This window comes from Gallalistipes aquisgranensis (assembly GCF_014982715.1).
GTDB lineage: Bacteria > Bacteroidota > Bacteroidia > Bacteroidales > Rikenellaceae > Gallalistipes > Gallalistipes aquisgranensis.
Genome location: NZ_JADCJY010000001.1, coordinates 2,119,107 through 2,133,003 on the forward strand (window position 1 = coordinate 2,119,107; position 13,897 = coordinate 2,133,003).

A 13,897-nucleotide genomic window follows, 5' to 3' on the forward strand; every position below is an offset into this window, starting at 1 on the left:
TAGTTTTTCTGTCTTACTGAGTGATCAGTCCCAGATCGCAGCCGGCATCCTCGAGCGCCTTTTTCACGATGACGTATTTCTGCTGCACCTTTTCATAGGTCCGGCACAACTCCTCGATTTCGGCGTCCGTATGGGAAAAGATGAACTCGACCCACAACGGCAAATCCTCCGAAGGCTGGGGGAACTGAATCTCCCACCCGTCGTAATAGGGATAATCAGGGTCCTCCGTCACGACGGGCTTCAGATTGACGAACCCTTCCTTATACCAGAAAGAGGCGTCGGGCAGCTCGACATAATCGGGATTCGGCACAAATATCGTCTCGAACGTATCCCAGTCTATCTCCATAGTATACTTGCTGCTGCTATTATACCGGCGGTACGCCCCCTCGTCACCGGATTCGCCTCCGCTCACCGTGTAGAATTCGTCCGGAACGGTGAAAAGCTGTCGTACTCCCCCCATAAAGGAGCTCCAGAACGCGGCATTGACGGAAGCCCTGTACTGTTTCTCCGTCTCAGCCGGCAGGGCCCCCATATTCTCATCGACGTTCGAAATGATCAGCATCCCCTTGCTCGAATAGGTATCGACATAATCCGATCCTCCGTGAGCCCGGTTGATGACGCTCTCCGCCAGAATAAGGGTGAAGGGCATATATTGTTTCTTGAACTCCGTGCTGTACAGGTCGAGGAAATTCCGTTTGAGGAATTCGACACCGGCCTGCAACACCTCGGGCGTCTGTGCGGGCGGAACGAGCTCCAGCAGGTTCTGATTCGTAAAATTATACTTGTAATCCTCCTCCGTGGGATTCGTAATCACCACGATTCCGTAATCGCGGTACGTTTCGTGGATGAAGTGCTGCACGGGGTCGTTCGGGTCGTCCTCCAGATTGTATTTCGACTCGATCGGAGCGACGTTCAACGCGTCCTCCTTCTCGCACGAACCGAGCAGAAGGGCAAACGCCGCACAAAATAAAATCGCTATTTTTTTCATGGTTTGAAATCTCTTGTTTGATTATTTCGGATTGCTGACCGGACGGTTGATGTTTTCGATGACCAGATTCTTATCCAGCTCCGATCTCGGAATGGGCAGCGTGTAGGAAACGCTCCCCGCCTCCAATACGTACGTCTGGCCCGAAACAGGATTGTTGACATCCGTGTACACATGCTCGATCTTCGGGCATCCCCACCGGCGCAGATCGAACCAACGGAACCCTTCGAATGCCAGTTCCATACGGCGCTCGTCCCTCACGCGGGCGATCGTCTCCTCCCGGGAAAGCCCTGCGGGAAGCTCGTAGCCGGAGGTGAAACGGTTCCGGCGCAGCGCGTTCAGATCGGCGACCGCCCCGGCGGTGTTCCCGCTCTCGGCGTACGCTTCGGCCCGGTTCAGATATGCTTCGGCCAGCCGGAACACCTGCGGATAAATGTTGTAATCGCTTCCATAGTACTTGAAAGGACATTGATAATTAACGGCCCAACACTCGACCATCGTATAGAAATGATCCAGACGCAGGTCCCTGCCGGCGGCCGGACCTTCTTCTTCTCCTTCCGCTTCCTCGCCTTTCTCATAGAGGCCCATCAACTCCGGCGAAGGCATATAGGCAGCCGTCCAGTTAGAATAATTCTTGATATAGTCATGCAGAGAGAATCCTCCATAGGAGAAGAGCAGTTCGGGATTCTGCCGGTTCAGGAAAGTCTTGTCCCCCGAAAAGGAGTTCAGGTCGTACAAACCGGCGGACGAGACCATCTCCACGGAATCGGCGTATTTGATCGTATGATCCCAGTTCTTCATGACGAGGGCGACCCGGGAAGCCATCAGGTAGGAGGTCGCCAGGTTGGGCCGGAAAATGGTCTTCTCGATGCCGGCCTGTTTGAAATGCCGGATGGAAGCCTGAAGGTCCGATTCGATCTGGCCATAGACCGCCTCCACCGAAGCCCGGGCGAACTGCACGTTCTGAACGGTGGCCTCCAGATTGACGGGCACCCCTTTGGCCGAAGCGGCCGTCGCTTCGTCGTACGGTTCCCCGTAGAGGTTCACCAGCATGTAATAGGAGAGGGCGCGCAGGAAATAGGCTTCGCCGTACAGATCGTTCTTCTCCGCGTCGGACCCCTCGGCATCGGGAACCGCGTCGATGATAATATTGGCGATCAACACCTTATGATAATACCGATCCCATGCCTTGTCGTCCTGCTGGGTGTTCAGCACGTCCAGTTCGGGATTCTGCTGCCACGTATAGTAGCCCCACATCTTCTCCCGCCAGTCATTTACGATCGGACACTGATCGACCACATCGACCACATCGTCCGACATCAGTTCGAGATAGGGAGTCAGGTCGGTTCCGTTGGCCAATCCCTCGCCGTAGAGGAACTCCTTGTAATCCTTCACGGACTTGGGGATCATCAGGTCCTGCGAACTCTCCTTCATGAACTCGCTGCAGGAGGAGAGCACTCCCAGCAACGCACCGAATAACAATATCTTTTTCATCTTCTGATTCGTCTTAGAAAGTTATACTCAAACGTAAGGAGTAGCTCCTCTGGGGAGGAACGGTGCGCGAACCCAGTTCGAGCTGTTCGGGATCGCGGCCCTTCAAATCCTTGGATTTGATGACGAACACGTTGCCCGCGTCGAAACTGAGGCTCGCCCCCTTCATATATACCTTTTTCAGCAGTTTGGGATCGAAATCGTAACGCAGCGACATGGATCGGCAGCGCAGGTAGTTGCCCGACACGACCCGCAGGTCGCTCTTGTTGTACATGTCCCACATGTTATTGGCATACCGGTACAGAACCTCGTTGTCCCTGATCTCCAGAGCCTCCTGGGAGAGCACGGGAATGTTCGTGAAGTTCTCGTCGCCGGGCTTCTGCCAGCGGCCCACGAACTCGCTGGACATGTTCTGCTCCGGCGTGGGAAGCGCCTGTCCTGCGGATTCGTACAGGTCGTTCAGACGCACTTTGTTGCCGAAGCTGAACGAGAAGAGGCAGTTGAAGGTAAACCGTTTGTAACGCACGTAGGTGGAGATACCGCCGGTCAGGTCCGGATCGCGCTTGCCGCTGTAAGCGAATACGCGGTCGAAGGCCTCCTGCTGCGAATGTACGAGGGCTTTGTCTCCGTCCTTCTGCTCCGTTCCGAAGAAGGTGGGGTATCCTTCGCTGTCCAGCTTGTTGAACCGGTAGGAATAGAAGCTGTTCAGCGCCGAACCGTTGACCACCAGCGATCCGTCCACGAAATCGCTCCACGTGATGGACTGGTCCTCCCCGGCATTCAGCACCTTGTTGTAGTTCTTACCCGTATTGAAGGAGATGTGCCATGTCCAGTTCTTGGTCTGGACCGGAACGAACGACACGGCCAGGTCCCAGCCCTTGTTCTCCACGTCGCCCTCGTTGATAGCCACGTAATCGGCTCCGGTCGAGGGGGCCAGCGTCTTCTGCACGACCTGGTCCTTGCCCTTCTTGTAGTAGTAGTCGAACGAACCGTAAATCCGGTTGTTGAGCAGGGCGAAATCAACGGCCAGGTTATACGAATTGGTCTTCTCCCAACGCAGTTTCGTGTTGGGATACTTCGAAAGGGTGGCGATATACTCCTGCGTCATACCGTCCAGCGACCCGAGCGAGGTGATCAGGTTGGGCGTCTGGTCGGGGTGCACGTTACCCTGGATACCGTACGACCCGCGGATCGAGAGGTCGTTGAACACGCCGAGCAGCGGTTCGAAGAACTTCTCGTTGGCGATATTCCAACGTCCCGACACCGACCAGATCGGCAGGAAACGTACGCTGGGGTCCTGTCCGAACTTGTTGGAACCGTCCGTACGGATATTGAAGTTGGCGATGTAACGCCCGTCATAGGAGTAGGTAGCCGTCGCATAGTACGAAAGCACGTTGTCCTTCGTGTCGGTAATCTCGTCGGGATGGGAGCGCAGCAGTTTGGCATAGGCCGGCCACTGGATCGGGTCGATATCCACGAACTTCTTGCCGCGGTCGGGCAGGTAACCGTACTGGGTGGTCTTCACTCCGTCGTATTTCGAAGAGCGCACCTCCTGGCCCAGGTTCGCGGAGAGGCTGTGCTTGCCGAAGTTTTTGAACAGGGCCAGACTGTTCCGCCACGTATAGGAGTTGTTGGAGGTGTTCCGGTTGATCAACTCGCCGCCATAGGGCAGGGAATAATTGTCTGCATAATCCTTGTCTTCGTCCGGCAGGGGAACGATACTTCCGTAAGCCAGTCCCCGCATCTGAGAGATATAGAAACTCTGCTCGTCGGCCCATGTATCCTCCTCGTTCTGGTTGCGTGCGATACCGAGCACGGTCGAATACTTGATCCAGGGAGCGATATCCCAATCGAGATTGACGTTGAGCGAAAGGTTCGTATTGGTGCTTCCGTATCCGCCGTGCTCCAGCTCATTCATGATATTGTACGGAAGTTTGGCGGATTTATGCCCCATGCCCCCCGTATAGAAAGAGAGGCTTCCGTCCGGGTTGTACAGGGGGATGGCCCGGGATGTGTTGTAGGCATACTCGTACATGTCGATCGAAGTATGCGGACGGTCGGTCTCGGACATCGACCCGGCGAGTTTGAAACCCACCTTGAGGTTTTTCGCCAGCTGGGTGTTCAGTTTGATCATGGCCGTGTAACGGTCCACGTCCTCGCCGATGGTCACGCTCCTGTCGTTGGCATAACCGCCCGAAAAATAGTAGTCGGTCTTCTCATTGCCGCCCGACACGGAAATCGAGTGCTGGTGGCTGAACGCCGTACGGAACAGCTCGCCGTACCAGTCCGTGTTGTTGGTGCGCAGCGTGTTGACCTGCGACAGGAATTCGGGGTAGTCGATCTCCCGGTTCCACAGCCTCTGGAGCGCTCCCTCGTATCCCACGTCCATGGCCGTCGAGGTCGAAAACTGCAGGCCTCGGTTCTGCATTTCGATGGACATGTCGATCCGGTCGGCCGAGTTCATGCGGAACATCTTGTCGTAGGTCGGAGGCGAAGTGACCGTCAGCGTAGCGGTATAGTTCACCTGCGGCGCTCCTTTGGTTCCCTTCTTGGTCGTCACCACGATCACGCCGTTGGCGGCCTTCACTCCGTAGATGGCCGTCGCCGAAGCGTCTTTCAGAATATCGACCCGCTCGATGTCTTCGGGGTTGACCGACCCGATGGCATTGCCGATCAGATTCACATAGTCGGGGCTGTTGAGCTCCTCGGCCGAAATGTTCACGGGCTCTTCCAAGATGATCCCGTCGAGCACCCACACCGGTTCGCGGTTACCCGTGATGGAGCTCTGGCCCCGGATACGTATCTTGGGCGCCGCACCCGGCGTAGAGGTCAGACCCGACACGGCCACGCCCGGCAACCGTCCGACCAGCATCCGGTCGAGCGACATCTGGGCGCCGCCCACCAGATCGGCCCCCTTGATCGAAACGATGGAGCTGGACAGCTCGCGCTTGTCGATCTTCTGGTATCCCGTCACCACCACCTCGTCGACACTCTCGGCAGCCTCCTCCATCTTCACGACGACCGGAGTGTTATTCCGGTAGGGAATCTCCTGTTTCTTCATGCCCAGCATGGAGTAGACGAGCACCACGTTCTTGCGGTCGAACAACTCGAGCTCATACTTGCCTTTCGCATCGGTCGCCGTACCGATACTGGTACCCTTGATCACCACGGCCACGCCTGCGATAGGCTTCCCGCTCTGATCGACCACCGTACCTTTGGCCACCGCCGGAGCTTTGCCCTGGGCAAAACCGGACAGACTCATCGCCGTCAGGGAGAGTATCCCCGCCAGCATGACGCACCACGCCAGATGCCGGCACAAAAACGACCTGAGTCCCACACACTGTTTCTTCATCATTTTTGTTTTTTAATTAGTAGAAATTTTACCAAATCACACGTATTTTTAGAATGGTCAACGTATCAAAAGAAGCCGTACCCGTTCGGGCACAACTTTTCAGTTTCCGGAAAGAACCCGGATTATGTTTCAGGAATCAATTATAAGGTGCGATGATGACACGCCACACCGAATCGAGCGAAGTGAAAACCCGATACTCCGGTCCGGCTTTACGATCGAAAGGCACGGAACCGCCCTTTCTGCCGCCCTGCGGAACGCTATGTAAAACAAAATGCATCACGCTTTTTATAGAATTATATCGTAAAAATATAACTTATGATGTTATAAAGATTCTTTTATTCCCATATAGTGCCAGATTAAAGCCAAACGGTGCCAAATAAAAGTCTGAATACACCGTTTCCCTGCCCGTTCGGAAGCATGGAACGGCAAAAACACCGGCAGCCGGAGGAGCCGGACGCTACTCCTCGGCGATCGTGTCCTTGATGTCGTTGATCTCCACCAGTTTGTTGACAATGGCGTAAATGGTCAGCCCGGCCGGGCTGTGGATCTGGAGCTTGGCGGCGATATTGCGCCGGTGGGTGATGACCGTATGGGCCGACAGGCAGAGCTGTGCGGCGATCTGTTTATTGGTGAGTCCCTTCACCACACCCACGACGATCTCCCTTTCGCGGGCGCTGAGCGTCTCCTGGCGCGGCTCGGCCCTCTGCTCCTCCCCGCTCAGGCGGAGCAATTTTTCCCGAATCTGTTCGGCCGTATCGTACACCGTGATCACCTCGTCGTATCCCTTCAGCGCCGCATTGTCCGCCAGCGAATACTGCAAGGCCACGCACCGCAGAGCCCGGCACCCCGATTCGCCCTTGATCCGCTCCAGCGAAAAGAGACCTAACAGGGAAGGGTTGACGATCAGCACATCGGGCTGCTGCCAGCCGAGCGACTTGGCGAGCTGATCGACCTGTCCGATCTCCACGATCTGGATATTCAGCCCGTTGAGCCGCCCCAGCACGGAGAGCAGACCGCTCCGGATGATGAGCGAAGGTTCGACGACGGCTATTTTCAACGGAGCGTTCATCGCCTTCCCTCCCTCTCCCGTTCGAGACGGGCGACCAGCGGTACCAGCAGGCTGTCCTCTATCCGGTTGTGGGAAGCCAGGTCTTCGGCACAGGTAAAGATGTCGAACAGCACGCTGTTGAGTTCGTTGCTGCCCCGGGCCGGATAGTATTTGATCAGAATGTTCTTCAGTTCGGTGAGCCGTGCCTCCACGCTGTCGTGCCGGCGCCGGAAGATGTCGATGTTATAGCAGTCGGGGTGGCCTTCCGCCAGCGAACGCACATAGGGGAAAACCGTCTGGTCCTCGTAGTGCATGTGCCGGCGGACCTCATCCACATACTGGTCGAAGAAGCGGAGGATCGCAAACGAGAGGTCGCTCTGCCCGCAGTCTATGGCCTCGATCAGTTTCCGCCGGATGGCCGGCAGACGGAAATCGAGGAAATAGGCATGGGAATTCTGGAGATATTCGACCACGGCCCCGGGATCGAGCGCCGGATCGACCTCCACAGGTTCGCCCTCCTCGCCGAGCAGCAGATTCACGATGGCCAGAAAGACCCGCTCGTCCACCCCGCTGTCGGCGCACACTTCGGCGATCGTCTTGTCGCCGAAACCGAGCGCGATACCGAAACGGCTCATCACCAGCAGCATCGGATAATTGGCTCCCACCAGATCGCACATCCGTTCCGAGCCCTTGTACTTTCCCAGTTTATGCATAATTTCCCGGTTTGAAAACGCTTCCTCTGCCACAAAGATAACTTTTTCGCTGTTCACGGCAAAGGTACGGGGTATGCGCTCCCCGCGCAATCCACACAAATAGGTATTCGGAGGGGTATCCCCTACCTACATCGTGCCATAAGACACGCAAAGGAGGACGGCCCCCGTACCGGACCGTCCTCTGCAATCTTAAACAGATGGGAATCAGCTTAAGCTATGAAAAACTCTCCTGTGCGGCGGCCCGCCGGCGGCAGAACCGTTCGCACTGTATCGTTATGTCGTACCCGAGCATCGCCCCGAGCATGAAATCCTCTTCGGGCGTCAGTTTGTTCAGCGGCTTGTCCACGAAGGAGCGGATCGCCTCCAGGCAGGCCCGCTTGCCGAAGAACAGATTCACCTTCTCCTCCCCCACCGGCCGGACCAGATAGTCGATACCCTGGCGTTCCAGCCGTTCGGAGAGCAACTGTGCACAGGTGGGACACATGGTGCAGAGCACCAGGTTGCGGATACCCTTCCGGTACTCGTAGATGTGATGCATGAACATCTTCATCTGCCCGAAGCGGAGGTAATCCCGGGCACTCATGCGACCTGTTCCTTTACCAGTCCGGCCCAACGGGCGAGCCTCGCCTCGGTCTTGTCGGGCTCGTTCATCTCGTCCACGGCCAGTCCCACGAACTTCCCGTCCCTGCACACGGCAGACCCCGTCTCGGCGTAATCCTGCGGCTCGTATGCCCCCACGAAACGGCACCCCGTCGAAGAGAGGCCGTCCCGGATCAGGGCCAGCGCATCGCAGAACGTGTCGGGATAGGATTCGGAATCGCCGCAGCCGAACAGGGCGACCGCCTTGCCCGAAAGGTCCTCGGCGCCGAGCGCCTTCAGAAAATCATACCAGTCGTCCTGCAGCTCTCCGCTGCCCCAGGTAGAGGAACCCAGCACGAGCACGTCATACTCCTTCGCCCCGGCGGCGGAAGTATTCGCCACATTGTGCACATCGGCCGCCGACACGCCCAGTGCCCCGGCCACCCGTCCGGCCAACTCTTCGGTCGTGCCGGTGGTGCTGCCATAGAATATTCCGAACTTTTTCATATCGTTTTCGATTTTTTACAAAAGTAGGGAGGAACGCCGTTCCTCCCAATACCTAAAACAAGCGAAAACGACCTCCCGGAATACCTACCGGGCAGGCGAAACGGAGATGACGGTCCGGATTTCCACTCCTTCCGAAACCGCCCCCCGGAAACGGGAGGACGGCAACCTATCCGGGAGCTCCCGTCAAAAGGAAACGCCCGGCTCGACCGGGCGTTTCTCTTCAGGCGTATATCGTATACCGTTAGAAGCGGTAGGTGAAGCCGAGACGGCCGTAAGCACCGTTATACTCCAGTTCGTACACGCGCGATTTGTTACCTATATAGGTATACTCTTCCGCATTGAGCACGTTCACAGCCTCAACCCAGAAAGAGAGACCCTTGCAGAGCTGGACCGAACCGTTGACGTCCATCTGCCAGCGGCCGTCGCGCCACTGGTCCTCTTCGGGATTCGAACCGAAGGCCACGATGTAGGAACCGTTGTAGTTGAAGGCAGCCTGCAGCGTGAAACGCTTGGTCGAGTAAGCCAGCGCGAGGTTGGCGGTATGTGCGGCCTGGCCGGGCAGGCGCGTCGTACCGCGGTCCACATCGGTCGTCGCCTTGGAGTGCACGTAGGTGTAGTTGCTGGTGAAGACCAGATTCTTCAGGAATCCGGGCAGGAAAGTCAGGCTGGAGTTCAGCGTGATCTCGGCACCGAACACCTTGGCGGCCTCGCCGTTCTTGGTCTGCGTGATCCGGTACTCCTCGCCGCCGAACAGATCGCCGGTGCTCATCATCTGGCTCAGATAGTGGAAGTTCTTGATATGCTTGTAGAACACGCCTCCGGAGATGACACCCACGTTCGACAGGTAACGCTCGAACAGGAAGTCGAGATTGTGCGCATAGGCCGGTTTCAGGTTGGGGTTACCCAGCGTAACCTGCAACGGCTCGATCGACATATTCTGCTTGGGAACCAGTTCATCCAGGTTTGGACGGGAATAACCGGTGGTCCAGGCCAGACGGAAGATCGTATTCTTGTTCAGGTCGTACTTGAACTGCACGTTGGGCAGGAACTTGGTGTAGCTCAGCGAGGAGTCGGCCGGCTCTTTCGTATAACCCACGAAATCCTCTTCATTCGCATCGTACTGGCGGGTGATCTTGTTGGCCTTGTAATCCACGTGCGTATTCTCGATACGGGCACCGACCAGCACCATCAGCTTGTTGAACTGCATCTTGTTCATCACATAGGCGGCGCCGATATTTTCACGACCCTGATAATAGTAACCGTCACGGGCCCCGTTGGAGGTCACCTCGTCGACCGAAACCTCCGAAGGATTGCTGGCCAGATAAGCGCGGACCTTATCCAGATCGGGAGCCACGCCGAACGGCAGATGGCCGTCCAGCCACTTGCTGTCGAGCTGGGTCTTGTAGATCATGTTGGTCAGGCTGTTGGCATCGCTGGCCTCCACATCGTAGATGTTGCAATAGTCGGGCACATAACCCGTATTGTACATGAACTTGCCTTTGGCACCGAACGTGAAGGTCGAAGCGAACTTATCGGCGATGAAGTAGTTGTAGGCAGCGTTGCCCTTCACCGTGAAGTTGTGGCCGAAGTTCTGGTAGTCCCAGTTCTCGCTGATATAGAGGTTATAGCGCGAAAGCGCATTGGGAGCGGCCTCGCCTTCGGGCATCCAGCCGTCCGTATAGTCCATCGTCAGATATTTGGTCGTGATCGAAGGCATCGTAGCTACCACCGTTTTCTTCGGAATGGCGATTCCTGCGGCAGTTTTTCCGGCCCTCCACTCGGGGGTCTGGAAACCGTTCATCTCGCTTTCGTAAAAACGGCGCGACTGACTGTAAAAGAGTCCTCCGTCGATCTTCCAGTTGCCGAGAGTCGTCTCTCCGTCCAGATTGAGACTCAGGTTATTGACAGTCTCGTCGGAACCCGTCACCTGGGTGATGTTCCGGATACGGTCGGCACCCAGCACCCCGTCGCCCATATCGTAATAATTGCCGCGGAAACGGCTCCGGTTACGGTAGCGGGTACCCTCGTTGGTACGCTGGTTGAAAATGGTGCTGAACACGATCTTCGTATCCTGGTTGGGCGCGTAATCCAACGTAAGGGTTGCTCCCTGACGCTCGATCGTGCTCTCCTGATAGCGGTAGCGGAAATCGGTCGGCACATATCCCGTTCTCTCTCCGCCCGAAGCTTTGTCCGTAATTGTCTGCTCCTGCCAGCTCTGTGCCTCCAGACGGTCGTAACCCTCTTTCGTATTGAAGTAGCTGTAATTGGCGGCGATACCGAAACGTCCGTTGGGGTTCTTGTTGTTGGCGAAGAACCGCTGCGAATAGGCGGCCTTGCCGTTCCACGACATCTTGTCGCGCAGGAAGTTGTATCCCGTTCCGAGGTCCACCTTGAACGAGGCCACCGTCGAACGGGCCGTAGCCGTACGCATGTTGATCACACCGGCGATGGCGTCGCCGTCGTTCGAGGGAAGCAGCGTCTTCTGCACCTCCATCGAAGCGAGCACGTCGGAAGGAATCACCTCCAGACCCTCGTTACGACGTCCGCCCTCGGCCGATCCCATCATCTGTTCGCCATTGATGTTGATGTTGGTGAAGTTGGCGGGCGTACCGCGCATCTGCACCTCGGAACCGTCCGACGTGACACCGCTCAGACGGCGCAGGGCGTCGGCCACGTTCAAGTCGGGGAAACGGCCCATGGCGTCGGCCGAGAGTACCTGCATCATGTTGTCGGCGGAACGCTGCTGGTTCAGGGCCCGCTGCTGTCCGTCCACGACGGCCGATACCACCACGCCCTCGATCTTGGTCGTGAGCTGTTTCATCACGAAGTTGACCGTAGCGGTCTTGCCGGCTTCGATCTTCACCTTCCGGCTCACCGGAGAATATCCGAGGTAATCCACCGTGACGGTCACGCTGTCGCCCGGGGTGATCCCGCGCAGCGTATAGTACCCGTCCAACTCGGTAGCCGTACCCAGAGTAGTCCCCTTGATGAGCACCGTCGCACCGGGCAGCGGACTGCCCGACTCATCGGTCACCCGGCCGGTCAGGTTACCCCGCGACTGGGCCCATGCCGTAGCCGTGGCGGTCAGCAAAACCGCCAGCAGCAGGAGTTTCTTGGCTGTGTGTTTCATAATTGATAAGGATTTAGGTTAAATGAAGTATTTCAGGTGTTACATGAAGTTTTACAGCAAAAACCGCGCAGCGTCGGCATCCAGGAAGAGCGTCGCATCGTCGTGGCGGCGCAGGATGGAAGCGGGGCAGGATTCGGCCACGGGGCCTTCGATCGTCCGCCGCACGGCCTCGGCCTTGCGTTCCCCCGGCACCACGCCCACCACCGTACGACAGGAGACGAGGGCGGGAATGGTCAGCGTCAGGGCCGAGGTGGGCACCTGGTCGATCGACGCGAACTCCCCGTCGTTGACCTGCTGCTGGCGGCAGACCGTGTCGAGCGTGGTCAGACGCACCCAGCGGGGATCATGGAAATCCGCTTCGTACGGATCGTTGAACGCGATGTGGCCGTTCTCCCCGATTCCCAGGCTCACGATATCCATCGGGGCCTCCTTCAGCAGCGCCTCGTAGCGGCGGCATTCGGCCTCCTTGTCCGCCGCATCCGAAATCACGCAGTTGACCGAACCGAACGGCTGGCGGGAAAAGATCGCCCTGGTCAGGAAATTGCCGAAGTTCTGGGGTGCATCGGCCCCAACCCCATATATTCGTCCATGTGGAAGGCGTCGATCCGACGGAAGTCGATCTGTCGGTCGGCGGCCAATGCATCCAGAAAATCGCTTTGCGAATGAGCTGCCGCGAAAATGGCACGTACGCGGGCCTGTGCCGCCAGCATGGCCTGTACCCGGTCGCGGTAGAGTTCATACGCGGCCTGACCCATCTGACTGCGGTCGGCGAAGACCAGCACATTCAGTTTATCAACCTTGAATTGTTTAATCGGTGAAACCATATATAAATTTATAAAATAAAAAATTATTTCCCGAACTTCAGCGTATAATATTGAGCCAGGAAACGCAGCCCGAACGACGTGCCCACGTCGCGCTGCGTCAGCCACACACGGCCCTTCTTGTTGCGGTAGCGCGTATTGACCACGGCCCCCCGCACATTGGGATCGGGATGGTCCTGCGCATAACGGTTCACGAGAAGCCACTGCGCGCTCCGTTCGTAATTGGGAACGAACTCGTCGTACCCGTAACCGGCCAGACGCATCCACAGAATCCCGGCGAAAGCCACGGCCGAACCGCAGATCGACCCCTTGTCGAAACGCCCGTCCACGTAATTGTCATAGTAGATCGTCCCGTCGTTCCGCTGCGCCCGGGCATACAGGCGGGCGGTCTTGGCAGCCGCTTCGAGATACTTGCGGTCCTTGGTCAGTTCATAGGCCTCCAGCAGCGACTCGGCATACCACAGGTTGAAACGAGGGTGGAACGTTCCCTCCTCCTTGTCGTTGGGATGATAGTCCATCCACGCCCCTTCGGGCGTCTGTTTTTCGATCAGCGAGTTGGCCAGCAGGATATGCGCGTCCTTGAAACGCTCCTCGCCCGTCACCAGATAGGCATCGTAGAAGGGAGAGCCCTCGGTGTTGGGACGCAGGTCGAGCCCCAGATTGTCCCGGTCGGTCTTGAGCACCTCGCCCGTCTTCAGCTCCACGATGTCGTAACATACGCCGAGCTCGGGAGCGTACATGTTGTCCAGCATCCAGGTGATGGCGTCGGTCACCACGCGCGTATAGGTTTCGTTCCCCGTCTCCTTGCCCAGTTCGAACAGTCCGTGCGAACCGTCGGAAACCGTCGAGAACACGATATGGTCGTTGCCGCGCGAATCGCCGTGCGTGGCGGCCACCATGCCTTCGAGCTTCGGATTGTCCTTGATCTCCAGGCCGATCCACCACTTGCCGGCCCGTTCCGCCGCATCGAGGTAGTGCTTGTTCCCCGTCACGCGGTAGGCATCGACCAGTCCGAGAATGATCTGCCCCGTGTGCCACGGCTCCTCGTAGGGGAACCACTGGCCGAGAATCATGTTATAGTCGCAGCGCGACTTGCCCGCCGAATCCAGCAGCACGTCGCTCGCATAGACCGCACATTCGTTCAGGGCCTGCAACACCTGATCCTTTTCTGCGTCTTTCGCCGAAGCGCTGCATCCAGCCAGCGACACCGCGACCGCCAGCGAGCAGACCCACATCACCATCTTTTTCATTGCCTTCATTATTTTCAGAGA

General features: G+C 57.3%; 9 protein-coding genes and 1 pseudogene. All 10 read right to left on the bottom strand.

Going from position 1 to position 13,897, the window contains the following annotated elements; all coding sequences use genetic code 11:
• Positions 1-13 precede the first annotated feature (13 nt).
• Positions 14-988, bottom strand: coding sequence for a hypothetical protein (locus tag INF32_RS08610; protein WP_226387931.1), 975 nt, complete (start codon positions 986-988; stop codon positions 14-16).
• A gap of 21 nt (positions 989-1,009) precedes the next feature.
• Positions 1,010-2,479 carry a RagB/SusD family nutrient uptake outer membrane protein gene (locus INF32_RS08615; RefSeq protein ID WP_226387932.1) on the bottom strand — a complete coding sequence of 490 codons (1,470 nt, stop codon included), beginning with the start codon at positions 2,477-2,479 and terminating at the stop codon, positions 1,010-1,012.
• Between the two features lie 13 nt (positions 2,480-2,492).
• Positions 2,493-5,828 (bottom strand): SusC/RagA family TonB-linked outer membrane protein, encoded by a 3,336-nt coding sequence (locus INF32_RS08620; RefSeq protein ID WP_226387933.1) that lies wholly within the window; start codon positions 5,826-5,828, stop codon positions 2,493-2,495.
• A 457-nt stretch (positions 5,829-6,285) separates the two neighbouring features.
• Positions 6,286-6,897 (bottom strand): response regulator transcription factor, encoded by a 612-nt coding sequence (locus INF32_RS08625; RefSeq protein WP_226387934.1) that lies wholly within the window; start codon positions 6,895-6,897, stop codon positions 6,286-6,288.
• Positions 6,894-7,589 carry a hemerythrin domain-containing protein gene (locus INF32_RS08630; RefSeq protein WP_226387935.1) on the bottom strand — a complete coding sequence of 232 codons (696 nt, stop codon included), beginning with the start codon at positions 7,587-7,589 and terminating at the stop codon, positions 6,894-6,896. The genes INF32_RS08625 and INF32_RS08630 overlap by 4 nt, the downstream gene beginning before the upstream one ends.
• 214 nt (positions 7,590-7,803) lie before the next feature.
• The gene (locus INF32_RS08635; RefSeq protein WP_226387936.1) at positions 7,804-8,172 is read right to left on the bottom strand and encodes a DUF2023 family protein; all 369 of its coding nucleotides are present in this window, start codon (positions 8,170-8,172) and stop codon (positions 7,804-7,806) included.
• Positions 8,169-8,675, bottom strand: a complete 507-nt coding sequence (gene fldA / locus INF32_RS08640; protein WP_226387937.1) for a flavodoxin FldA — start codon at positions 8,673-8,675, stop codon at positions 8,169-8,171. The genes INF32_RS08635 and fldA overlap by 4 nt, the downstream gene beginning before the upstream one ends.
• A 241-nt stretch (positions 8,676-8,916) precedes the next feature.
• Positions 8,917-11,805, bottom strand: coding sequence for a TonB-dependent receptor (locus tag INF32_RS08645; RefSeq protein ID WP_226387938.1), 2,889 nt, complete (start codon positions 11,803-11,805; stop codon positions 8,917-8,919).
• 51 nt (positions 11,806-11,856) lie between these two features.
• Positions 11,857-12,629: pseudogene (locus tag INF32_RS08650) on the bottom strand (glucosamine-6-phosphate deaminase).
• A gap of 23 nt (positions 12,630-12,652) precedes the next feature.
• Entirely contained in the window at positions 12,653-13,876 is a 1,224-nt protein-coding gene (locus tag INF32_RS08655) for a hypothetical protein (RefSeq protein WP_226387939.1), read from the bottom strand.
• Between the last annotated feature and the right edge of the window lie 21 nt (positions 13,877-13,897).